Source organism: Kitasatospora sp. Root107 (assembly GCF_001424875.1).
In the GTDB taxonomy this organism is placed as follows: Bacteria; Actinomycetota; Actinomycetes; order Streptomycetales; family Streptomycetaceae; genus Kitasatospora.
The window spans coordinates 120,939-144,402 of record NZ_LMCT01000005.1; the positions used below are offsets into that span (position 1 = coordinate 120,939).

General features: G+C 72.1%; 14 protein-coding genes. 1 reads left to right on the forward strand and 13 read right to left on the reverse strand.

Features of this window, described 5'->3' with window-relative positions:
* Nucleotides 1-6 precede the first annotated feature (6 nt).
* The 5 genes from recA to ASC99_RS06995 form a co-directional block, all read right to left on the reverse strand.
* Nucleotides 7-1,125, reverse strand: a complete 1,119-nt coding sequence (gene recA, locus ASC99_RS06975) for a recombinase RecA (protein ID WP_057229454.1) — start codon at nt 1,123-1,125, stop codon at nt 7-9.
* A 181-nt stretch (nt 1,126-1,306) separates the two neighbouring features.
* Nucleotides 1,307-2,596, reverse strand: coding sequence for an AI-2E family transporter (locus tag ASC99_RS06980; RefSeq protein WP_369824241.1), 1,290 nt, complete (start codon nt 2,594-2,596; stop codon nt 1,307-1,309).
* A 21-nt stretch (nt 2,597-2,617) separates the two neighbouring features.
* Entirely contained in the window at nt 2,618-2,812 is a 195-nt protein-coding gene (locus ASC99_RS06985) for a DUF3046 domain-containing protein (protein WP_057229458.1), read from the reverse strand.
* A 36-nt stretch (nt 2,813-2,848) separates the two neighbouring features.
* Complete coding sequence (locus ASC99_RS06990; RefSeq protein ID WP_235583009.1) at nt 2,849-4,042, reverse strand: CdaR family transcriptional regulator; 1,194 nt, start codon at nt 4,040-4,042, stop codon at nt 2,849-2,851.
* A 192-nt stretch (nt 4,043-4,234) separates the two neighbouring features.
* Nucleotides 4,235-5,782: a S8 family serine peptidase gene (locus ASC99_RS06995; RefSeq protein WP_235502667.1), complete on the reverse strand. Its 1,548-nt coding sequence runs from the start codon at nt 5,780-5,782 to the stop codon at nt 4,235-4,237.
* Nucleotides 5,783-5,933: 151 nt separating this feature from the next.
* On the opposite strand from ASC99_RS06995, the gene ASC99_RS07000 reads away from it, so the two are divergent.
* On the forward strand, nt 5,934-10,544 hold the full coding sequence (locus tag ASC99_RS07000; RefSeq protein WP_157531404.1) for an ATP-dependent helicase: 4,611 nt from the start codon (nt 5,934-5,936) through the stop codon (nt 10,542-10,544).
* Between the two features lie 220 nt (nt 10,545-10,764).
* Here ASC99_RS07000 and ASC99_RS07005 read toward each other — a convergent pair whose 3' ends face one another.
* The 8 genes from ASC99_RS07005 to ASC99_RS07040 all read right to left on the reverse strand — a co-directional run bounded on the left by ASC99_RS07005 (nt 10,765) and on the right by ASC99_RS07040 (nt 23,189).
* Nucleotides 10,765-11,136, reverse strand: coding sequence for a helix-turn-helix domain-containing protein (locus ASC99_RS07005; protein ID WP_057229461.1), 372 nt, complete (start codon nt 11,134-11,136; stop codon nt 10,765-10,767).
* 239 nt (nt 11,137-11,375) lie between these two features.
* Nucleotides 11,376-11,852: a CinA family protein gene (locus ASC99_RS07010; protein WP_057229463.1), complete on the reverse strand. Its 477-nt coding sequence runs from the start codon at nt 11,850-11,852 to the stop codon at nt 11,376-11,378.
* Entirely contained in the window at nt 11,849-12,481 is a 633-nt protein-coding gene (gene pgsA / locus ASC99_RS07015) for a CDP-diacylglycerol--glycerol-3-phosphate 3-phosphatidyltransferase (RefSeq protein ID WP_057229465.1), read from the reverse strand. Before pgsA ends, ASC99_RS07010 begins: the two co-directional genes overlap by 4 nt.
* A complete protein-coding gene (gene rimO / locus ASC99_RS07020) occupies nt 12,478-13,932 on the reverse strand; it encodes a 30S ribosomal protein S12 methylthiotransferase RimO (RefSeq protein ID WP_057229467.1) in 1,455 nt (484 codons plus the stop codon). The genes pgsA and rimO overlap by 4 nt, the downstream gene beginning before the upstream one ends.
* An 81-nt stretch (nt 13,933-14,013) precedes the next feature.
* Nucleotides 14,014-14,874, reverse strand: a complete 861-nt coding sequence (locus tag ASC99_RS07025) for a helix-turn-helix domain-containing protein (protein ID WP_082598133.1) — start codon at nt 14,872-14,874, stop codon at nt 14,014-14,016.
* Between the two features lie 207 nt (nt 14,875-15,081).
* The gene (locus ASC99_RS07030) at nt 15,082-17,724 is read right to left on the reverse strand and encodes a DNA translocase FtsK (protein ID WP_057229469.1); all 2,643 of its coding nucleotides are present in this window, start codon (nt 17,722-17,724) and stop codon (nt 15,082-15,084) included.
* Nucleotides 17,725-17,823: 99 nt separating this feature from the next.
* Nucleotides 17,824-18,444, reverse strand: coding sequence for a two-component system response regulator (locus tag ASC99_RS07035; protein WP_057229471.1), 621 nt, complete (start codon nt 18,442-18,444; stop codon nt 17,824-17,826).
* Nucleotides 18,445-18,692: 248 nt separating this feature from the next.
* Nucleotides 18,693-23,189: a hybrid sensor histidine kinase/response regulator gene (locus ASC99_RS07040; RefSeq protein WP_057229509.1), complete on the reverse strand. Its 4,497-nt coding sequence runs from the start codon at nt 23,187-23,189 to the stop codon at nt 18,693-18,695.
* Nucleotides 23,190-23,464: the final 275 nt, after the last annotated feature.

Consider the following 23,464-nt stretch of genomic DNA (forward strand, 5'->3'; position numbering starts at 1 on the left):
GTCGGATCAGCTCTTCGCCGCCGCCGTCTTCTTCGCGGCCGCGGTCTTGGCGGCCGGCTTGGCCTCCCCCTCGACGGGGCCCGCGACGGTGCCCGCGGCGGCCTCGGCCGGGGCCTCCTCCTCCGCCACCTTCGGGCCGATGCCGAGCTTCCGCTTGATCTTCAGCTCGATCTCCTCGGCCAGCTGCGGGTTGTCCCGGAGGAAGTTCCGCGCGTTCTCCTTGCCCTGGCCGAGCTGGTCGCCCTCGTACGTGTACCAGGCGCCGGCCTTGCGGACGAAGCCGTGCTCGACACCCATGTCGATCAGGCCGCCCTCCCAGCTGATGCCGTGGCCGTAGAGGATGTCGAACTCGGCCTGCTTGAACGGCGCGGCGACCTTGTTCTTGACGACCTTGACGCGGGTGCGGTTGCCGACCGCCTCGGTGCCGTCCTTCAGGGTCTCGATCCGGCGGATGTCCAGCCGGACGGAGGCGTAGAACTTCAGCGCACGGCCACCGGTGGTGGTCTCCGGCGAGCCGAACATCACACCGATCTTCTCGCGGAGCTGGTTGATGAAGATCGCGGTGGTGTTCGACTGGTTCAGCGCACCGGCGATCTTCCGCAGGGCCTGGCTCATCAGGCGGGCCTGCAGACCGACGTGCGAGTCACCCATCTCACCCTCGATCTCGGCCCGCGGCACGAGCGCCGCGACCGAGTCGATGATGATCAGGTCGACCGCGCCGGAGCGGATCAGCATGTCGGTGATCTCGAGGGCCTGCTCGCCGGTGTCCGGCTGGCTGACCAGCAGGGCGTCGGTGTCCACGCCGAGCTTCTTGGCGTACTCCGGGTCGAGGGCGTGCTCGGCGTCCACGAACGCCACCGTGCCGCCGAGCTTCTGGGCGCTGGCCGCCGCGTGCAGCGTCAGCGTGGTCTTGCCGGAGGATTCCGGGCCGTAGATCTCGATCACCCGGCCACGCGGCAGCCCGCCGACGCCGAGCGCGACGTCCAGCGCGGTGGACCCGGTCGGGATCACCTCGATCGGCTCGTTGGCCTTCTCGCCGAGGCGCATCACCGAGCCCTTGCCGAACTGCCGCTCAATCTGGGCGAGTGCGGTCTCAAGGGCCTTCTCGCGGTCCGTACCTGCCATGGGTTCCACCCTCGGGTTCTGTCCTGTGCGCTTCATCGTTCTCGACGCTAGCGCGTCCCACTGACAATCCACCCCGAATGGGTCGTGCCTGTGGAAAACTCGCCGCAAGCCAGTATAGGGAACATCAGTTCGATTCGTGTCAACCGACCGACCCACACACCCTCGGCCGGGGTGATATCCGTCAGCTGTCGCCCTTGTCGTCGCTGTCGCGCCGGTCATCCCGGTCGTGCCGGTCCGCCGAGGAGCCGCGCACCATCTGCCGCAGTCGCCGGGCCGCCTGCCGTCGGCGCTCCCGCCGTCCCTTGCGGTCCGCGCCCCGGTCGATCCGGGGGTCGGTGGCCACCTCGTACCGCCGTACGTACGTCCCCACGAAACCCTGCAGGGTGGCCGCCACCGGGATCGCGATCAGCGCGCCGACCGCACCGAGCAGCGCCGCGCCCGCGATCACCGAACCGAAGGCCACCGCGGGGTGCACGTCCACCGTCCGGGCGGTGATCCTCGGGTGCAGCAGGTAGTTCTCGATCTGCTGGTAGACGATCACGAAGCTCAGCACCCAGAACGCGTCCACCGGCTCCACGGTCAGTGCCACCAGGATCGGCAGCGCGCCCGCCAGGTACGTCCCGATGGTCGGCACGAACTGCGACATGACGCCGACCCAGACCGCCAGCGCCGCCGCGTACGGCAGGCCGATCACGGTGAACATGATCCAGTGCGCGAGGGTCGAAGCGATCGCCAGCAGCGCCCGCGAGTAGAGGTACCCGCCGGTCTTGGCCAGCGCGATCTCCCAGGCCCGGAGCACCTCGGCCTGCTTGGCCGGCGGCAGCAGCGAGCAGACGGTGCGCCGCACCCGGGGCCCGTCGGCGGTGAAGTAGAAGGTGAACAGGCCGACCGTGAAGGCCTGGAACAGCCCGCCGATCAGGGTGCTGGAGACGCCCCAGACGTTGTCGGCGGCCTGTTGTGCGTACTTCTCGATGTTGCCGGAGTCCTTGAGCAACTTCTCCTGAAGTTGGTCCAGCGAGACGTTCTGATGGAACGTCCGGTTGAACCAGCCGAGCAGGTTCTCCACCAGGTGCGGCAGGTCACCGGCGATCTTCGCGACCTGGTCGACCAGCAGGGTGCCGAGTGCAGTGAGGAACCCGGCGATGGCGACCGCGAGACCGATGAAGACCAGGAAGGTCCCGAGCCCCCGGCGCACCCCGCGCGCCGCCATCCGGTCCACGGCCGGTTCCATCGCCAGCGACAGGAAGAACGCCACCAGCAGCATCACCAGCAGGTCGATCAACTGCCGGAACGCCCAGTCCACCAGCTGGAACGCCCCGACCAGCAGCAGCGCCAGCACCATCGCCCGGGGCAGCCACTTCGGCATCCCCTGCCCCCACAGCGAGTCACCTCTGGCCGCCATCTCGGCGGTCGGGGCGGTCTGCGCGTCGGACGGGTGTTCGGGATTCTGGGGATCAGAGCTACTGGCCACCCGCCCAGTCTTACCCAAAGCTCAGCGCAGCAGCGCCGACACCCCCTGGGTCAGGCACACCACCCGCCAGACCTCCTTCGCCTCCCAACCGGCCTCCAGCGCCTGACGGACCGTCCGCCCGCCCAGCTCGGCCATCAGGTGGTCGGCGGCGAACGACTCCGCGTACGCCTCGCCGAAGTGCTCGTACATCCGTCGCCAGAACTCCGTCAGCCTCATGCCTCCAAGTATCCCGAACCGGCGGTCGGCCCGGCCTCAGGGCCGAAGCTCACGCAGGGTGTACGCGGTGAGCAGCAGCGCGAGGCCGTGCGCCGTGCCGACCTCCGCCCCGGTCAGCTCGCCGATCCTGGCCAGCCGGTTGTCGACGGTGTTCGGGTGCAGCCCGAGCACCCGGGCGGTCCGCCGCCGGTCCTGCCGCTCGGCCAGGTGGGCCCGCAGGGTGGCCAGCAGCTCGGGCCGCTCGTAGACCGGGTCGAGCAGTGCGGCCAGCCCGGCGCTGCTCTCGTCCGGCCGGGACAGGTGGTACTCCAGCTGAACGTCCGCCAGCCGGTGCAGGCCCGGCGGCCGGCCCAGCGCCCCGGCCAGCCGCAGCACCTCGGCCGCGGTCCGGGCCGCCGCCGCGATCCCGGCCCCGCTGTCGGCGGGCAGCACCGCCACCCGCACCGGAGCGCCGGCCGCGCGGTCCAGACGCTCGGTCAGCTCGCCCGGCAGCTCCGGCAGTTCACCGTTCTCGTCCCGGGGCAGCACCAGCACGCCGCCGTCCGCCTCCAGCCAGACCAGCGGGTCCGGGCCGAACAGCCGCTCCACCGCCGTGCCCAGCCGCCTGGCCAGCCGCCGCCCGGCCACCGGCTCCGGCGCCCCGCCCGGCAGCTCGGCCCGCAGCCGCAGCACCAGACCGCCGCCGCTCACCCCGAGCTGCTGGTACCTGGCCGGAGTCAGCGGGAAGCCCTCGACCAGGGCCCGGACCAGCGTCCGGCGCTCCTCCCTGGCCTCCGAGTCCAGCGCCGCCCGCTCCTCCAGATAGCTCTCCGCCACCGCCGGGACGATCCTGGCCTGCCCGAGCAGCAGCCAGCCGGCCAGCTCGTTCAGCGCCGCCTCCTCCCCCGGCTCGGCACTCTCGCAGAGCGCCTGCCAGAGCACGTGCTGCCCGAGCAGATGCGTCCCCAGCAGCAGGTGCAACGGCACCCCCTCCTCGGCCCGCTGCGCCGCCCGCTCCCGGAAGTACCGGTACTCGAGATCCCCCTCCTCGGCCCGGCCCTCGACCCGCCGCAGAAACAGCCGGACGGCATGCCGGGCCGTGGCCGCCATCTCGACGTCCTTGACCTCCCCCGGCAACTCCTCGTACCTCGGCAACCGCTCGAACGCCTGCTGCGTCATCCGCCGGGCCAACTCGTTGATCCGACCCTCACACCGCGCAGCAACGGCCAACGCCGCAGCCGACAACTCCACCCGCTCCTCCTCACCTTTTGGCACGTGTTCAGGCATCTACGGTCAGGGGCTCGGGGAACTGCGACGCCGACCCTTGCAAGGTGATCCGTCCGTAAATGGCCAGGCACTTTCGCATGTGACCCCGGCGCCAGATCTCCTCGCAGTTCCCCGAGCCCCTGGGTAGTAGACGGCTGAGCGCGGTGCAAAAGGAACCTAGCCGGTGGCAGGAAGCGCCAGCACCCCGGAGCCGAAGAACTGCCGCTCCACGCAGGCCCCCGCCCCGTACGGGCAGTTGCCCCCCGCCGCGTCGGCGAGCAGCGCCACCAGCCGCTCCGGCCGCCAGTCGGGATGCCCCGCCGCCGCCACCGCCACCGCACCGGTCACGTGGGCGGCCGCCATCGAGGTCCCGGCCAGCGCGGCGTACTGCCCGCCGGGCCAGTCCGAGACCACCGCCCCGGACGCCCCGCCCTCGGGTTCGCCGCCGGGCGCCGCGATGGAGATCCGGCCCCGCCCGTAGTTGCTGTAGGCGGCGGGCAGACCGAAGCGGTCGAGCGCACTGACCGTCAGGACCCCGGGCAGCTCGCCGGGCAACCGGATGCACTCGGTCCCGAGCAGCCGGTTCTGCGCCGGACCGGTGAGCCGGTCGTTGGGGCTGCGCTGGTCGCGGCGGGCGGCGCCGAGGTCCTGGCCGTCGTTGCCGGCCGAGGCGACCACCACCGCGCCCTGCCGCTGGGCGTAGCCGACGGCGCGGCCGACCGCCTGGATCAGCGCGGCCTGGTCGGGATCGCTGGGGCAGTTGTACTTCCAGGGGTCGGCGAAGTAGCTGTCGTTGATCGCCTTGGCCCCGTGGTCGGCGGCCCAGAGCATGCCGCAGATGATGTTCTCGGTGTAGTACTGCCCGAGCGGACCGAGCAGCCGGACGGCGGCGATCCGGACGCCTGGCGCCACGCCGGTGACACCCCGCCCGTCCCTGGCCGCTCCGACGATCCCGGCGACGTGGGTGCCGTGGCCGCTCTCGGTCACGCCCCGGTCGGGGCGCCAGGCGCCGTACCGGGCGTCGGGGCGGCCGTCGGCGCAGGACACCGAGGCCCTGGGGTCGACCGCCGAGCGGAGGTCGGGGTGGGTGTCGTCCACGCCGGAGTCCAGTACCGCGACCAGCACCCGACGGAGCGCCTCGCCGGACGGGGCCTCACCCGTCGTACGGAGCAGCGCGGCGGGCAGCGGCCCGATCTGCCGTCCGGCCGGGCCGGTGGCGCCGATCATCGCCAGGTTCCAGTCGGCGGACTCGGCCGGGTCGGGTGTGAGCGACTCGGCGTCGTCCCCGCTGTCGAAGAAGTCGCCCCCGGTGGCGCGAAAGTCGCCCGCGCCGTCCAGCGCCCCGGGCGGGCCCGGCACGCCGGTGGTGCGGCTGGCGCCGACGGCCGCTATCCCGGGGTGGCCGCGCAGCCGGTCGGCGAAGCTGCCGGTGGCGTAGGCCAGCACCACACCGATCTGCGGGTACTCCTGGACCACCTTGCCGCCGGTCGCCCTGACCTGCCGCGCGGCGGCGGCGGAGCCCTCGGCGTCCTGACGCTCCGCCAGCACCAGGTAGCTCAGGTACGAGCGTCCCGGCCCGGCCACGTACGGCACCGCGCCGCCGATCAGCAGCCCCACCATCAGGACCCCGAGCAGGATCCGGATCCTGACCTTGCGCGCTCCAGGCCGTCCCGGCCGTGCAGCGTCGCCCAGACCCATCCGCACGGCGAGACCCAGCCGTTCCATCGCGCGACCTCCACTCGTCGGTGCGCCCGCCAAGATCACGGGTCCGATACATCACCATATGAGCGGATATTCGGGCTTGCCTGATCTGGCTAGGGCAGACGGGCAGCGGAGGCCCTCCCGGACTGTCGGTGCGGACGGGCACCATGGGGGGATGGCGGAACGTGACCTGACGGACTCTCGTGATCTGACGGCTTCTCTGGACGGCTTCGCTCCGGCGACCAAGGCCTGGTTCACCGGAGCGTTCAGCACGCCCACCGCCGCCCAGGCCAGCGCCTGGGGCGCGATCAACCGGCAGACGGACGTCCTGGTGGTCGCCCCCACCGGCTCCGGCAAGACGCTGGCCGCCTTCCTGTCCGCGCTCGACCGGCTCAGCCACACCCCGCCGCCCGCCGACCCGAAGCGCCGCTGCCGGGTGCTCTACATCTCGCCGATCAAGGCCCTCGCGGTCGACGTCGAGCGCAACCTGCGGGCTCCGCTGGCCGGGCTGCGCCAGGCGGCCGTCCGGCTCGGGCTGCCGGAGCCCGACGTCCAGGTCGGCATCCGCTCGGGCGACACCCCAGCCGCCGACCGCCGCCGGTTCGCCACCCACCCGCCGGACATCCTGATCACCACCCCCGAGTCGCTCTTCCTGCTGCTCACCTCGGCCGCCCGGGACGCCCTGCGCGGCATCGACACGGTGATCCTGGACGAGGTGCACGCGGTCGCGGGGACGAAGCGCGGCGCCCACCTCGCCCTCAGCCTGGAGCGGCTGGACGAGCTGCTGGGCCGCCCGGCCCGCCGGATCGGCCTCTCCGCAACGGTCCGCCCGGTGGACGAGGTGGCCCGCTACCTGAGCCCGCAGCGCGGCGCGGTGGTGGTCCAGCCACCGGCCGACAAGCGGTTCGACCTCTCGGTGGTGGTCCCGGTCGCCGACCTGGACGAGCTGCCGAACGACACCGATGACCCGGCCAGGCAGGCCTCGATCTGGCCGCACGTCGAGGAGCGGATCGTCGACCTGGTGCAGGCGCACCGCTCGACCATCGTGTTCGCCAACTCCCGCCGGCTGGCCGAGCGGCTCTGCAACCGGCTCAACGAGATCGCCCACGAGCGCGCCACCGGCAGCGCGCTGCCCGAAGCGCACTCCCCCGCCCAGCTGATGGGCGGCTCGGGCGCCGCCGCCGGAGCACCCGCGGTGATCGCCCGGGCACACCACGGCTCGGTCTCCAAGGAGCAGCGCGCCTTGGTGGAGGAGGAGTTGAAGGCCGGTCGGCTGCCCGCCGTGGTGGCCACCTCCAGCCTGGAGCTGGGCATCGACATGGGCGCCGTCGACCTGGTGATCCAGGTCGAGTCACCGCCCTCGGTCGCCTCCGGCCTGCAGCGGGTCGGCCGGGCCGGCCACCAGGTCGGCGCGGTCTCCACCGGCGTGGTCTTCCCCAAGTACCGGGCCGACCTGGTGCAGTCCGCCGTGGTCACCGAGCGGATGCGCTCCGGTGCCATCGAGGCGCTCCGGGTCCCGCGCAACCCGCTGGACGTGCTGGCCCAACAGCTGGTCGCGATCACCGCCCTGGAGTCCTGGGACGTCGACGAGCTGCTCACCCTGGTCCGCCGGGCCGCCCCGTTCGCCACCCTCCCGCAGTCCGCCTTCGACGGCGTGCTGGACATGCTGGCGGGCCGTTACCCCTCGGACGCCTTCGCCGAGTTGAGGCCCCGGCTGGTCTGGGACCGGGTGGCCGGCACGGTCACCGGCCGCCCCGGGGCCCAGCGCCTCGCGGTCACCTCCGGCGGCACCATCCCGGACCGCGGCCTGTTCGGCGTCTTCATCGTCGGCAGTGACCCGAAGAAGGGCGGCGGCCGGGTCGGCGAGCTGGACGAGGAGATGGTCTACGAGTCCCGGGTCGGCGACGTCTTCACCCTGGGCACCACCTCCTGGCGGATCGAGGAGATCACCCACGACCGGGTGCTGGTCACCCCCGCCCCCGGCGTCCCCGGGCGGCTGCCCTTCTGGAAGGGCGACAGCCTCGGCCGCCCACTGGAGCTCGGCCGCGCGGTCGGCGCCTTCGTCCGCGAGCTGGGCGCCCTGACGCCCGATCAGGCCACCGAGCGGCTGCGGGCCGCCGGTCTCGACGACTGGGCCGCGAGCAACCTGCTCACCTACCTGGCCGAGCAGCGCACCGCCACCGGCCACCTGCCGGACGACCGCACCATCGTGGTCGAGCGGTTCCGGGACGAGCTCGGCGACTGGCGGATCGTCATCCACTCCCCCTTCGGCGCCCAGGTGCACGCCCCCTGGGCGCTCGCCCTCGGCGCCCGGCTGCGCGAGAAGCACGGCCTGGACCCGCAGGTGATGCACGCCGACGACGGCATCGTGCTCCGCCTGCCCGACGCCGACCTCCTCGACTTCCCCTCCGACAAGCCGGTCACCGAGGAGGCCCCGGTCGGGGCCGACGCCGCCCTCTTCGACAAGGGCGAGATCGAGCAGCTGGTGACCGATCAGGTCGGCGGCTCGGCCCTGTTCGCCGCCCGGTTCCGCGAGTGCGCGGGCCGCGCCCTGCTGCTGCCCCGCCGCAGCCCCGGCAAGCGCACCCCGCTCTGGCAGCAGCGCCAGCGCGCCTCCCAGCTGCTGGAGGTGGCCAGCGAGTACGGCTCGTTCCCGATCGTGCTCGAGGCCGTCCGGGAGTGCCTGCAGGACGTCTTCGACGTGCCGGGCCTGGTCGAGCTGATGGGCGATCTGGAGTCCCGCGCCGTACGGCTGGTGGAGGTCACCACCCCCGAGCCCTCGCCCTTCGCCCGCTCACTGCTGTTCGGTTACGTCGCGCAGTTCCTGTACGAGGGCGACTCCCCGCTGGCCGAGCGGCGGGCCGCCGCGCTGGCGCTGGATTCACGCCTGCTCTCCGAGCTGCTCGGCCAGGCCGAGCTGCGCGAGCTGCTCGACCCGGCGGTGCTGGCCGAGCTGGAGGCGGAGCTGCAACGGCTCACCCCGGAGCGCCGGATCAAGGACGCCGAGGGCGTCGCGGACGCGCTACGGCTGCTCGGCCCGCTCGGCACCGAGGAACTGACGGTCCGTGGGGCCGCGCCCGAGTGGGCGGTCGAACTCCAGGCCGCCCGCCGGGTGATCCAGGTCCGGATCGGCGGCGAGCAGCGCTGGTCCGCGATCGAGGACGCCGGGCGGCTGCGGGACGCGCTCGGCACCCCGCTGCCGGTCGGCGTCCCCGAGGCCTTCACCGAGCCCGTCCGGGACCCGCTCGGCGACCTGCTGGCCCGGTACGCCCGTACCCACGGCCCGTTCACCGCGCCCGAGGCGGCGGCCAGGTTCGGCCTGGGCAGCGCCGTGGTCACCGGCATCCTGCACCGGCTGACCGCCGACGGGCGGCTGGTGCAGGGCGAGTTCCGGCCCGGCGAGGGGCACAGCGGCCAGGTCGAGTGGTGCGACGCCGAGGTGCTGCGCCGCCTGCGCCGCCGCTCGCTGGCCGCGCTCCGGCAGGAGGTGGAGGCGGTGCCGCCCCGGGCGCTGGCCGCCTTCCTGCCGCAGTGGCAGCACCTGGGCGGCCACCGGCTGCGCGGCGCGGACGGCCTGCTCCGAGTGGTCGAGCAACTCCAGGGGACCGCTCTGCCCGCCTCCGCACTGGAGAAGCTGGTGCTGCCCGCCCGGCTGCTCGACTACACCCCCGCGCTGCTGGACGAGCTGATGGCCGCCGGCGAGATCGGCTGGTCCGGCGCGGGCGCGCTGCCCGGCAAGGACGGCTGGATCGGCCTGCACCTGCCCGAGACCGCCCACCTGCTGCGTCCCGAGCCCGTGCCGCCGGCCGTCACCCCCGTGCACACCGCGCTGCTGGCGGCTCTGGCGGGCGGCTACGGCCTGTTCTTCCGTCAGCTGACGGAGCGGCTGCCCGAGGTACAGGACGTCGAGTTGACCGAGGCACTCTGGGATCTGCTCTGGGCCGGCTATGTGACCAATGACACACTCGCTCCGCTGCGCGCCCTGCTCGGCTCCGGCCGGACGGCGGGCGCCACCGCGCACCGGGCACCCCGGGCCGCCCCGCGCGGCCGGTACGGCGGAATGGCCAGGCCGGCCGCCCGGGCAGGCTCGCCGACGGTGGTCGGGCGGTGGTCGCTCCTGCCCGAACCGGCCACCGAGCCGACCCTGCGGGGCACCGCGCAGGCGCAGACCCTGCTGGACCGGCACGGCGTGCTGACCAGGGGCGCGGTGGCCGCCGAGCGGGTGCCGGGCGGCTTCGCCGGGGTCTACCGGGTGCTGAGCGCCTTCGAGGAGCGCGGCCGGGCCCGCCGGGGCTACTTCGTGGAGGGGCTCGGCGGCGCGCAGTTCGCGATGGACGGAGCCGCCGACCGGCTGCGGTCGGTCAGCGCGCGGCTGGAGCGCGCGGGCGAGGCGGCCTGGGCGCCCGCACCGGCCGCCGAGGCGGCCCAGACGCTCGTCCTGGCGGCCGCCGACCCGGCGAACGCGTACGGGGCCGCGCTGCCCTGGCCGGAGTTGCCGCCCGCTGCCCAGCAGCACCGTCCTGGCCGGAAGGCGGGGGCGCTGGTGGTGCTGGTGGACGGCGAGCCCGCGCTGTACGTGGAGCGGGGCGGCAAGTCGCTGCTGGCCTGGACGGAGCAGCCGGTGGCGGTGGCGGCCCTCGCGGACGCCGTCCGGGGCGGGGCGCTGGGCAGCAGCGTCACCGTCGAACGGGTCAACGGGGAAGCGGCGTTGACGGCCCCGCTGGGGGCGGTGCTGGAGGAGGCGGGCTTCCATCCGACGCCGCGGGGGTTCCGGCTGCGGGGGTGAGCGGCGCGGGGGCCTTGTGGTGGCTGCTGTGGATCGGGATCAGGCTGAGGCTCCAGCCGCCGGCCAGCAGGCCCAGGGCGGCCCGCCCGGCCCCGAGGCCGGTGCCCAGCAGGGCGGCCAGGCACAGGGCGCCGAACAGCACGGCGGGCCACCACCGTCTGGCAGTGGCCCGCGCGGACCGTACGTTCTGCATCGCAGCCTCCAGATCGGAGGCCGGGGGTCAGGCTGCCACCACGTCCACGGCGGCGGCCTTGGGCGAGATGGAGCTCATCCGGTCGACACCGGGAGCCGGCAGCTGAACCGGTTCGAGTACCGGCCTCAGCAGCTCACCCTCCGAGAGAGTGGCCATCGCCGCAAGTTCGGCGAGCGACAGCTCGTCGCTGACCTCGCGCATCACCTCGGACATCCGGACGTCCAGCGCGTCGCAGATCGCGGAGAGCAGCTCGGAGGAGGCCTCCTTCTGCCCTCGCTCGACCTCGGAGAGGTAACCGAGCGAAACCCTGGCGGCTGCCGACACCTCGCGAAGTGTGCGGCCCTGGCGTTGGCGCTGCCGACGCAGTACATCGCCCAGTAGGCGACGGAGCAGGATCATCGGTGCCTCCCTCCTCGGACTGCGGATCGAGATGTCACGCCCCCACCGTACCGCCTTGTCCGCATCGCGTGCGGGGACCATGGTCGTGTTCACTCTGGGCTGCAATGCTGCCCCCTCCCCTGATTGTTCCCCGCCCGACTACCTGACTACTGCCCATTCGGGGTATCCGATGTAACACGATCCTGCTGCCGCACCGGGTGGTTCAACGGGTTTTCGGGAAAGCCCGGCACGGGACGGCCTCAACGCGCTACGCGATCCAGCATCAGCCGTAGGGCCGCCCGTACGGTGTCCTGCCGGATTGTTTCACGTGTTCCTGACAAGTTGAGCGAATCCGTCCCGGCTCCGTCGGGTCCGGACCAGCCGAGGTGGACGGTGCCGACCGGGCGGCCGTCCTGCTCCTCCGGGCCGGCCACACCGGTGGTCGCCAAACCGTAGTCGGCGCCGAGCAGCCTGCGGACGCCGTCGGCCATCTGACGGGCCACCAGGGGGTGGACCGGGCCGTGCACGGCGAGCAGGCCCTCGTCCACGCCCAGCAGCTCGGCCTTGAGCTCGGTGGCGTACGCGGTCACGCCGCCCCGGTAGCTCGCGGAGGCGCCGGGGACGTCGACCAGGGCGGCCGAGAGCAGGCCGCCGGTCAGCGACTCCGCGACGGCCAGCGTGGCGCCCCGGTCGCGCAGGGCCCGGTGCAGGTCGGCGGCGAGCTGACGGTCGGTCACTTCGCGGCGTCCTGTCGCTGCCCGGCCCGGCGCAGCACGATCGCCTGCCGGACGTAGTCAAGACCAGTGCCGACGGTGAGCAGCACGGCCAGGCCCATCACCAGGGCCCGCAGGGTGGCCAGCCAGCCGGTCAGCTCCAGCACGTACATGCCGACCGCGACGCCCTGGGTGAGGGTCTTGAGCTTGCCGCCCCGGCTGGCCGGGATGACGCCGTAGCGGATCACCCAGAAGCGCATCAGGGTGACGCCGAGCTCACGGGCCAGGATCACCGCGGTGACCCACCAGGGCAGGTCGCCGAGGATCGAGAGGCTGATCAGGGCGGCGCCCATGATGGCCTTGTCGGCGATCGGATCGGCGATCTTGCCGAAGTCGGTGACCAGGCCCTTGCGCCGGGCCAGCTCACCGTCGAACACGTCAGTGATCATCGCGATCGCGAACGAGGCCCAGGCCACCGCGCGCCACTTGGGATCGTGCCCCCCGTCGGCGAACAGCAACAGTACGAAGACCGGGACCAGCAGCAGCCGGATCATGGTCAGCACGTTGGCGATGTTCCACAGGGAGGGGACGGGCGGCGTGTCCGCGGCGCCCGTCGGCTGGGCCGGGGCGGAGGCGCCTGGCCCTCTGGTCATGCCTCGACCCCCACGCGCTCCAGCGCCTCGGCCACCAGGTCGACACCCTCGGTGCCGACCACGGTGGCCCGGTAGTACTGGCCGATCTCGGCGTCGTCGGCGCCCAGCAGGGTGGTCAGACCGTCGGTCTCCGGGGCCTGGTGGGCCGCCCGGCCCTCGACCACACCGTCCTCGACCGACTCGACCAACACCTCGACCTCGGTGCCGATCCGCTGCTCGGCGCGCTGCGCGGTGATCTCCTCGGCCAGCTTGGTGAGCCTGGCCAGCCGGTCCGCGACCACGTCCTCGGACAGCTTGCCGTCGAAGGTGGCGGCCTCGGTGCCGTCCTCGTCGGAGTACCCGAAGACGCCGATCGCGTCCAGACCGGCCTCGGTGACGAAGCGCTCCAGCTCGGCGAAGTCCTGCTCGCTCTCGCCGGGGAAGCCGACGATGAAGTTGGACCGGGCACCGGCCTGCGGGGCCTTGGAGCGGATGGTGGCGAGCAGCTCGAGGAACTGCTCGGTGTTGCCGAAGCGGCGCATCTTCCGCAGCACGGCCGGGGCCGAGTGCTGGAAGGACAGGTCGAAGTACGGCACCACGCCGGGGGTGGTGGTCATCACGTCGATCAGGCCCGGACGCATCTCGGCGGGCTGCAGGTAGCTGACCCGGACCCGGCGGATGCCGTCCACGGCGGCGATCTCGCTCAGCAGGGTCTCCAGCAGGCGGATGTCGCCCAGGTCCTTGCCGTACGAGGTGTTGTTCTCGCTGACCAGCACCGCCTCGGTGACGCCCTGCTCGGCCAGCCACTGGGCCTCGCCCAGCACGTCGGAGGGGCGGCGGGAGATGAACGAGCCGCGGAAGGCCGGGATCGCGCAGAACGAACATCGCCGGTCGCAGCCGGAGGCCAGCTTGACCGAGGCGACCGGGCTGTCGTCCAGCCGCTTGCGCAGGGTGCGCGGGCCCGACGCCGGGGCGACGCCCTCGGGCAGGTCGGCGGGGGTGCCGTGGCCGGGCAGCGCCACCTCGGCGGCGGCGGCCTGCCGCGCGACCGGGGTGAGCGGGAGCAGCGTGCGGCGGTCGCGGGGCTTGTGGGCCTCGATGTTGCCACCGGACAGGATGGTCTGGAGCCGGCTGGAGATGTCGGTGTAGTCGTCGAAACCGAGCACCCCGTCCGCCTCGGGCAGCGCGTCGGCGAGCTCCTTGCCGTAGCGCTCGGCCATGCAGCCGACCGCGACCACGGCCTGGGTCCGGCCGTGACCCTTGAGGTCGTTGGCCTCCAGCAGGGCGTCGACGGAGTCCTTCTTGGCGGCTTCGACGAACCCGCAGGTGTTGACGACGGCGACGTCGGCGTCGGCGGCGTCCTCGACCAGCAGCCAGCCATCCGCCTCCAGTCGCCCGGCGAGTTCCTCGGAGTCCACCTCGTTGCGGGCGCATCCGAGCGTGACAAGGGCGACAGTACGGCGTTCAGGCATAGGGACAAGGTTAACGCGCGGCCCCCGGTGCCGTTCGCCCCGGAGTCCGCGCGCCCTGGATCAAGGGCGGATTGTTGTGAATCAGCCTGCTTGCGGGTCGCCGGGGGTGTAGGTCAGGTGCTTGACCTGACCGTCCTGGCCGGCCGGGCCGAGGTCCTTGCCGTTGACGTACACGTGCACGGCGCCCGCGTTGCCGATCACCAGCTTGACCTGCTTGGGGTCGGTGAAGGTCTGGGCCTCGCCCTGCTCCAGGTTGTTCTGGAACAGCGACTTCCCGGCGCCGTCCGTCGCGGTGACCCAGCTGGTGCCGCCCTCGGCGACCAGCTTGACGGTGACCTTGTCGGCGGGGGCGGCCGCGATCGCCTGGACGCTCGGCGCGGGCGCCGGGGGCTGCACCGAGGGCGAGGCGGACGCCGAGGGGCTGGGCAGCGGGGCGCTGGCGGAGCCGGCGGTGGTGGCGGTCTTCTCGTCGGAGAACAGGTTGAAGCCGATCAGCGCGACCACCGCGACGATCGCGGCCACCATGGCGCCCGTCCAGTTCGGACGGCGGTGGTCGGTGACCTTGATCGGGCCGGTGTCCAGCAGCTGGGTGGGCCGCTGCGCGGACGGGGCGCCGCCGTGCGCGGCGTCGTACTGGGCGACCAGCGCCTCGCCGTCCACCCCGACCGCCTTGGCGAACGCCCGGATGTGGCCCCTGGCGTAGAAGTCGCCACCGCAGCGGGAGTAGTCGTCCTCCTCGATGGCGTGCAGGATCGGCACCCGGACCCGGGTGTCGGCGCTGACCTGATCGATCGTCAGCCCGGTCTGCCGGCGGGCGTCGGCCAGCACCCGGCCGATCGCGGGCAGCTCGACGACCGGCTCCGGCGTGGCCGGGGCTGCGGTCACGGAGTCGGGTGCGGAGGATCGGCGGTTGTCGCGGGGCGAGGACTTGCCGATGGTCACTGGGCGCGCCTTTCGAGCGTTGGCCACCTGCTGAGAAGACAGTCTAGGGGTGGGCCGGGAGGCTTTCTCAAGCGGAGTAGGCCCGAACGTGCGGCACCACCCACCCGCCCTGACACCGGGTCAGCCGGATCGGAGTGCCGTGCACGGTGGGACGTACCCGTTCGGCCGATGGTTCCCCTCCTCCGAACGAGTGAGGAGGGGCCCAGGTCACCCGCGGAGCGTGATCAGGACGGCGTCGAGTTCGTCGGGCGTGATCAGTACGTCCCGGGCCTTCGAACCCTCGCTCGGACCCACGATGCCACGCGACTCCATCAGGTCCATCAGCCGCCCCGCCTTGGCGAAGCCGACCCGCAGCTTGCGCTGGAGCATCGAGGTGGAGCCGAACTGGGTGGAGACCACCAGCTCGGCCGCCTGGATCAGCAGGTCGAGGTCGTCGCCGATCTCCTCGTCGACCTCCTTCTTCGGGCCGCCGCCGACCACCACGTCCTCGCGGTAACGGGCCGTCAGCTGGTCCTTGCAGTGCTGGACCACCCGGGCGATCTCCGCCTCGGTGACGAAGGCGCCCTGCATCCGGACCGGCTTGGAGGCCCCCATCGGCAGGAACAGCGCGTCGCCCTTGCCGATCAGCTTCTCCGCTCCCGGCTGGTCCAGGATGACCCGGGAGTCCATCATCGCGGAGGTCGCGAAGGCCAGCCGGGACGGCACGTTGGCCTTGATCAGGCCGGTCACCACGTCCACCGAGGGCCGCTGGGTGGCCAGCACCAGGTGGATACCGGCCGCCCGGGCCAGCTGGGTGATCCGGACCACCGAGTCCTCGACGTCACGCGGGGCGACCATCATCAGGTCGGCCAGCTCGTCGACGATCACCAGCAGGTACGGATACGGCGTCAGCTCCCGCTCGCTGCCCAGCGGCGGCTTCAGCGTGCCGGCCCGGACGGCCGCGTTGAAGTCGTCCACGTGCCGGAAGCCGAACGCCGCCAGGTCGTCGTAGCGCATGTCCATCTCGCGCACGACCCACTGCAGCGCCTCGGCGGCCTTCTTCGGGTTGGTGATGATCGGCGTGATCAGGTGCGGGATGCCCTCGTACGCGGTCAGCTCGACCCGCTTGGGGTCGACCAGCACCATCCGCACCTCGTCCGGGGTGGAGCGCACCAGCACCGAGGTGATCAGGCAGTTGATGCAGGAGGACTTGCCCGCGCCGGTGGCACCGGCGACCAGGATGTGCGGCATCTTCGCCAGGTTGGCCATCACGGTGTGGCCCTCGACGTCCTTGCCCATGCCGACCATCAGCGGGTGCATGTCCTCGGCGGCGGTGCGCGAGCGCAGCAGGTCACCCAGGTTGACCATCTCGCGGTCCCGGTTCGGGATCTCCACGCCGACCGCCGACTTGCCGGGGATCGGGCTGATGATCCGGACGTCCGCGCTGGCCACCGCGTAGGCGATGTTCTTGGCCAGCGCGGTGATCCGCTCCACCTTCACGGCCGGGCCGAGCTCGACCTCGTACCGGGTGACCGTCGGGCCCCGGGTGAAGCCGGTGACCTTGGCGTCCACCTTGAACTCCGAGAACACCCCGCTGAGCTGTGCCACCACCTCGTCGTTGAGCGCACTGCGGGCCTTGCCGGGAGCGCCGCGTTCCAGCAGGTCCAGCGAGGGCAACGCGTAGCCGCCGGACCCGCCGAGCTGGAGCTGCTCCATCCGCGCCGGAGCCTCCCCGTGGCCGTCCGGGGCGTCGGAGGCGCGGGCGGCCGGAACGGCCGGTTCCTCGGGCGGGGCGGTGTTGTCCTTGACCTGGTGCAGCATGCTCGCCACCGCCGGGGAGGCGGGCACGCCGTAGAGCAGCGCACCGTCCAGGTCGGCGGCCACCCCGGCCGCGATGTCCCTGGTCTGGTACGGGTCCTGGTCCCCCGTCAGCGGCTCCGGCGCGGGCTCGTCGAGCTTCCTGCGCCGACGGCGGCGCCGGGCGCCGATCTCGTCCTCGGGGGTCTCCACGGTGTACGGCAGCGCGTCCGGGTCGGCGTCCTCGGGCGGCGCGGTGGAGTACTCGCGCTCGTGCTCCGGGCTGTCCGGGTCCTCGGGGCCCTCGACCACGCCGAGCTTCTGGCCAAGACCGCGCAGCCGCTCGGGGATCTTGTTGACCGGTGTCGCGGTCACCACCAGCAGGCCGAAGAAGGCGACCAGCAGCAGCAACGGCACCGCCAGCGGCGGCCCGGCGGCGGCCATCATCGGCGTGGACGCGGCCCAGCCGACGATCCCGCCCGCGGACCTTATCCGGGTCGCCCCGCTGCCCATGGCCGGTGCGCCGCAGCCGATGTGCACCAGGCCGAGCACGCCGACCACCAGCGCGCTCAGACCGACCGCGATCCGGCCGTTGGCCTCCGGGAGTTCGGGGTGCCGCATCAGGCGGACGGCAATCGCCGCCAACAGGAACGGGACCAGCACGTCGACCCGCCCGAACAGCCCCGACACCACGGCGGTCGCCGCCTCGCCGAGCCACCCCTGCGGGCTGAACCACGTCCCGGCGGCGGTCACCAGCGCGAGCGCCAGCAGCAGCAGCGCGACGCCGTCCTTGCGGTGCGCCGACGGCAGGTTCTTCGCACCGTCGCCGAAGCCGCGGAACAGGGCGCCTACGGCGTGCGCCAGGCCCAGCCAGACGGCACGTACGGCGCGGAAGAGTATCGGCTTCGGCGGGGGCGGCGGAGCGACGGGCGGTTTGGCCGCCGCCTTCTTCGCAGCGGGGGCCGGCGCCTTCTTGGCGACTGCCTTCTTCGCGGGCGCCTTCTTGGCCGGAGCCTTCTTGGCCGGCCCGGGCTTCGGGTTACGCGCCGCAGCGCCGGGCGTACGAGTGGCCATGGGACAGCACCCTACCGGGGCCCAGGCTCACCGGGCATGTGACGCACACTCAGGGCGCATAACCTTTTGCGCACGCCCCTTCAGTAGGGACAGTGCACGTTACGCAGAGCCGGGACGCAGCGCGTCAAGTGCCTTCCGCAGCCCCGCGAGCTTGCGCTCCAGGTGCGCCGCCGTGGCGGCGGCTGCGGTGTCGGCCGAGCCGTCGAGCTGCTTGACCAGCGCCTCCGCCTGCTCCTCCACCGCGGCGAGCCGGGCGGAGAGTTCGCCGAGCACCGGCGTCTCGCCGGCCTCCAGCTGGAGCCGGAGCAGCGCGGCCTGCTCCTTGAGCTGGCAGTTCTTCACGTACAGGTCGACGAAGACCGAGACCTTGGCCCGCAGCACCCAGGGGTCGAACGGCTTGGAGATGTAGTCGACCGCCCCGGCCGCGTAGCCGCGGAAGGTGTGGTGCGGCCCGTGGTTGATCGCGGTCAGGAAGATGATCGGGATGTCCCGCGTCCGCTCCCGGCGCTTGATGTGCGAGGCGGTCTCGAAGCCGTCCATGCCGGGCATCTGGACGTCCAGCAGGATCACCGCGAAGTCGTCGGTGAGCAGCGCCTTCAGCGCCTCCTCACCGGACGCGGCCCGGACCAGCGTCTGATCCAGCGCCGAGAGGATCGCCTCCAGCGCCAGCAGGTTCTCCGGCCGGTCGTCGACCAGGAGGATCTTCGCTTTCTGCACCACGACCCGCCCTCCTGCCGGTTGTCTGCCGATGGCGGCCGCCTTCGCGCCGCCCACCACTGCCCCGGTCATGCTAGCCGCACCCCCTCACCCGCCACGTCGCTCCCGGCGATCGGCAGCGCGACAGTGCCGAAGCACACAGCAGTGCCGGAGCACCACGTCACCATTCGGTCACTGTTCGCAACGATGCGCGACCTTACCCGGTTCCCGTCCGAACCCGCCAGTGCGGCGGGAGAGCGCGGCCCCGGCGGTTACCTGCCCCTGGCGGACGGCAGCCAGTGGCGCATCACCGCCAGCAGGTGATCGGTCTCGACCGGTTTGGTGACATGGTCGGTCGCGCCCGCCTCCAGGCTCTTCTCCTTGTCGCCCTTCATCGCCTTGGCGGTGAGCGCGATGATCGGCAGACCGGCGTACTGCGGCATCCGGCGGATCGCCTCGGTGGTCGCGTAGCCGTCCATCTCCGGCATCATGATGTCCATCAGCACCAGTGCCACGTCCTCGTGCTGCTCGAGCACCTCGATGCCCTCGCGGCCGTTCTCCGCGTACAGCACGGTCAGGCCGTACTGCTCCAGCACGCTGGTGAGCGCGAAGACGTTGCGGATGTCGTCGTCGACGATCAGCACCTGCTCACCGTCGAACCGGCCCTGGAACTGTGCGGGCACGGTGCCGGACGGCTCCTGACGGGGCGTCGGGTCCGGCTCCTGGGCGGCGGCCCGGCGGCGTTCGGCCGCGCCGCGGCGGCGGACCTCGGCCAGCTCGCGGACCTCCTGGGCCCAGTGCTCGGCCGGGTTCTCGCCGATCGGGACGGGGGTGCCGACCGGGGTGACCGCGATGGTGGCGCGGACCGGCTGCAGCTGCCGGTCCTGGCCGGCGGCGTCCGGCGCCTCGCTGCGCAGCGGCAGGTAGAGGGTGAAGGTGGAGCCCTCGCCGAGCTCGCTCTCGGCGTGGATCTCGCCGCCGAGCAGCCGGGCGATCTCCCGGCTGATCGAGAGCCCCAGGCCCGTGCCGCCGTACTTGCGGCTGGTGCCGCCGTCCGCCTGCTTGAAGGCCTCGAAGATCTCCCGGAGCTTGTTGCCGGGGATGCCGATCCCGGTGTCGGAGACCGAGAAGGCGATCAGCGGCTCGTCCGGGTCGTTGATCGCGCCGTTCTCCAGCAGCTGTTCGCGGACGTGCTGCGGGACGGCGCCGTCGGCCCGGCGGATCCGCAGCTCGACCGCGCCGCTGTCGGTGAACTTGACCGCGTTGGAGAGCAGGTTGCGCAGCACCTGCTGGAGCCGCTGCTCGTCGGTGTGCAGGGTGACCGGGAGGTCGGGCGAGACCACCACCGCGAAGTCCAGGCTCTTGTCCGCGGTGAGCGGGCGGAACGCCGCCTCCACGTAGTCGACCAGCTGGACCAGCGCGATCTTGGCCGGGCGGACGTCCATCTTGCCCGCCTCGACCTTGGACAGGTCGAGGATGTCGTTGATCAGCTGGAGCAGGTCGGAGCCGGCGCCGTGGATGGTCTCGGCGAACTCGACCTGCTTGGAGGAGAGGTTGCCCTCGTTGTTGTCGGAGAGCAGCTTGGCCAGGATCAGCAGCGAGTTGAGCGGGGTGCGCAGCTCGTGCGACATGTTGGCGAGGAACTCGCTCTTGTAGCGCGAGGCCAGCGCGAGCTGCTCGGCGCGCTCCTCCAGGACCTGCCGGGCCTCCTCGATCTCGCTGTTCTTGATCTCGATGTCCCGGTTCTGCTGGGCGAGTTGCTCGGCCTTCTCCTGGAGCTCCTCGTTGGTCCGCTCCAGCTCCTCCTGGCGGGCCTCCAACTCGGCGGAGCGCATGGAGAGTTCGGCGGTGAGCCGCTGGGACTCCAGCAGCAGGCCCTCGGTCTTGGTGTTGACGCTGATGGTGTTGACGGTGACGCCGATCAGGTCGGCGATCTGGTTCAGGAAGTCGATGGCGACGGTGGTGAAGGAGGAGAAGGTGGCCAGCTCGATCACGCCGAGCAGCCGGCCCTCGAACAGCACCGGCAGGACCACCACATGGGCCGGGCTGGCCTCGCCCAGGCCGGAGGCGATCTTCAGATAGCCGGGCGGGGTCTCCTTGAGCATGATCGAGCGCTTCTCCACCGCGGCCTGGCCGACCAGGCCCTCGCCGGGGCGGAAGGTGGTGGGCATCGAGCGGCGCTGGTAGCCGTAACTGCCGATCAGGCGCAGCACGGTGTCGTTCTCGTCGTCGTCCTCGGTGATCAGCTCCGCGGTCCGGCCGGCCGGCTGGGCCAGGAAGAAGGCGCCGTGCTGGGCCGAGACCACCGGGGTGAGCTCGGTCATGATCAGCGCGGCGACCGCCTCCAGGTCGCGGCGGCCCTGCAGCAGACCGGAGATCCGGGCCAGGTTGGTCTTCAGCCAGTCCTGTTCCTGGTTGGTCCTGGTGGTCTCGCGCAGGTTGGCGATCATCTGGTTGATGTTGTCCTTGAGCTCGTCGAGCTCTCCGGACGCGTCCACGTCGATCCGCAGGCTGAGGTCGCCGCGGGTCACCGCGGTGGCGACCTGGGCGATCGCGCGGACCTGGCGGGTCAGGTTGTCGGCGAGTTCGTTCACCGAGACGGTGAGGTCCTGCCAGGTGCCGTCCACGCCGGGCACCCGGGCCTGGCCGCCGAGCCGGCCGTCGGTGCCGACCTCGCGGGCCACCCGGGTCACCTCGTCCGCGAAGGCGCCGAGCTGGTCGACCATGATGTTGATGCTGGTCTTGAGTTCGAGGATCTCGCCCCGGGCGTCCACGTCGATCTTCTGGGACAGGTCGCCGCGCGCGACGGCGGTGATCACCAGGGCGATGTTCCTGACCTGTCCGGTCAGGTTGTTGGCCATCTGGTTGACGTTGTCGGTCAGGTCCTTCCAGATGCCGGCCACGCCCGGTACGCCGGCCTGGCCGCCCAGGATGCCGTCGGTTCCCACCTCGCGGGCCACTCGGGTCACCTCGACGGCGAACGCCGACAGCTGGTCCACCATGGTGTTCAAGGTGCCTGCCAGGGCGGCGACTTCGCCCTGCGCCTCGATGGTGATCTTCTTCGACAGGTCACCCCGGGCCACCGCCGTGGCGACCTCGGCGATGTTCCGGACCTGGGAAGTCAGGTTGGAGGCCATGAAGTTGACGTTGTCGGTCAGGTCCCGCCAGATTCCGGAGACCCCGCTCACCCGGGCCTGGCCGCCGAGGATGCCCTCGGTGCCGACCTCGCGGGCCACCCGGGTCACCTCGTCTGCGAAGGCGGACAGCTGGTCGACCATGGTGTTGACGGTGAGCACCAGCTCGCGGATCTCGCCACGGGCGTCGACGGTGATCTTCTTGGAGACGTCGCCGCGCGCCACGGCGGTGGTCACCTCGGCGATGTTGCGGACCTGCGAGGTGAGGTTGTTGGCCATCAGGTTGACGCTGTTGGTCAGGTCCTTCCAGGTCCCGGAGACCCCGGGCACGCTGGCCTGGCCGCCGAGGATGCCCTCGGTGCCGACGTCCCGGGCGACCCGGGTCACCTCGTCGGCGAAGGCGCCGAGCTGGTCCACCATCGTGTTGATGGTGTTCTTCAGCTCCAGGATCTCGCCGCGCGCATCGACCTTGATCTTCTGCGACAGGTCGCCCTTGGCCACCGCGGTGGTCACCTGGGCGATGTTCCGCACCTGGGAGGTCAGGTTGTTGGCCATCGAGTTGACGTTCTCGGTCAGGTCCTTCCAGACCCCGGCCACGCCGGGCACCTGGGCCTGCCCGCCGAGGATGCCCTCGGTACCGACCGCGCGGGCCACCCGGGTGACCTGCTCGGCGAAGCCGGAGAGCTGGTCCACCATCGTGTTGATGGTGTTCTTCAGCTCCAGGATCTCGCCGCGCGCATCGACCTCGATCTTCCGCGACAGGTCGCCCTTGGCCACCGCCGTGGTCACCTCGGCGATGTTGCGGACCTGGGCGGTCAGGTTGTTGGCCATGAAGTTCACCGAGTCGGTGAGGTCACGCCAGACCCCGGCCACGCCCGGCACCTGGGCCTGGCCGCCGAGCCGTCCCTCGGTGCCCACCTCGCGGGCCACCCGGGTCACCTGGGCGGAGAAGCCGTTGAGCTGGTCCACCATGGTGTTGACGGTGTTCTTCAGCTCGAGCATCTCGCCGGCCACGTCCACCGTGACCTTGTGCGAGAGGTCACCCTTGGCCACCGCGGTGGTCACCTCGGCGATGTTGCGGACCTGGGCGGTCAGCCGGCCGGCCATGGTGTTGACCGAGTCCGCCAGGTCCTTCCAACTGCCGGTCGCACCACGCACCCTGGCCTGACCGCCGAGCTTGCCCTCGGTGCCCACCTCGATGGCCACCCGGGTCACCTCGTCGGTGAACTCGGAGAGCTGGTCCACCAGCCCGTTCACCGTCCGGCCGACCTTGAGGAACTCGCCGCGCAGCGGGTGGCTGGCCCCGTTGGTGTGGACCGAGCGCAGCTCCATCCGCTGGTCCAGGTCGCCCTCGGAAATCGAGGTGAGCACCCGGCCGACCTCGGCCATCGGACGGGCCAGGTCGTCGATCAGCGCGTTGCAGTTGTCGACCGCCGCCATCCAGGCGCCCTCGCCGACCCCGCTCTCCAGCCGCTCGGAGAGCCGCCCCTCCCGGCCCACCGCCCGCCGGACCCGGGCCAGTTCACCGGTCAGGTGCTGGTTACGCTCGGCCACCTCGTTGAAGACCGCCGCGATCTCGGCCAGCGCGCCGTCGCCGGGCACCGTCAGCCGCCGCCGGAAGTTGCCGTCCCGCATCGCGGTCAGCGCACCGAGCAGCTTGCGCAGATCGGCGGGCTCGGCCCCCCGGTTGTGGTTCGGGCGCCGCCCCGAGGCGGCCCGCACCGTCGGACGGCTGCCCTGGCGGGCGACCGTCGGGGTGGTACCGGGTACGTCCTTGGTGGCCGAACTCAACGAGGCCCTCCCAGATTGTGACCGTCTCCACGCCACCCCCTCGGGGTGACCACCGACCCGCCGCACTCGGGGCGGACGCCGGCGCACCTCGACCGTAACCCTTCGGCCGGGTGCTGCGG

Excerpts from the sequence above, each read along its gene's own strand:
- ASC99_RS06985 (WP_057229458.1), bottom strand. The coding sequence starts at position 2,812 with ATGAGGCTGACGGAGTTCTGGCGACGGATGTACGAGCACTTCGGCGAG.
- ASC99_RS07040 (WP_057229509.1), bottom strand. The coding sequence starts at position 23,189 with ATGCGGGACGGCAACTTCCGGCGGCGGCTGACGGTGCCCGGCGACGGC.
- ASC99_RS06995 (WP_235502667.1), bottom strand. The coding sequence starts at position 5,782 with ATGGAACGGCTGGGTCTCGCCGTGCGGATGGGTCTGGGCGACGCTGCA.
- ASC99_RS07000 (WP_157531404.1), top strand. The coding sequence starts at position 5,934 with ATGGCGGAACGTGACCTGACGGACTCTCGTGATCTGACGGCTTCTCTG.
- ASC99_RS07005 (WP_057229461.1), bottom strand. The coding sequence starts at position 11,136 with ATGATCCTGCTCCGTCGCCTACTGGGCGATGTACTGCGTCGGCAGCGC.
- rimO (WP_057229467.1), bottom strand. The coding sequence starts at position 13,932 with ATGCCTGAACGCCGTACTGTCGCCCTTGTCACGCTCGGATGCGCCCGC.
- ASC99_RS07030 (WP_057229469.1), bottom strand. The coding sequence starts at position 17,724 with ATGGCCACTCGTACGCCCGGCGCTGCGGCGCGTAACCCGAAGCCCGGG.
- pgsA (WP_057229465.1), bottom strand. The coding sequence starts at position 12,481 with ATGACCAGAGGGCCAGGCGCCTCCGCCCCGGCCCAGCCGACGGGCGCC.
- recA (WP_057229454.1), bottom strand. The coding sequence starts at position 1,125 with ATGGCAGGTACGGACCGCGAGAAGGCCCTTGAGACCGCACTCGCCCAG.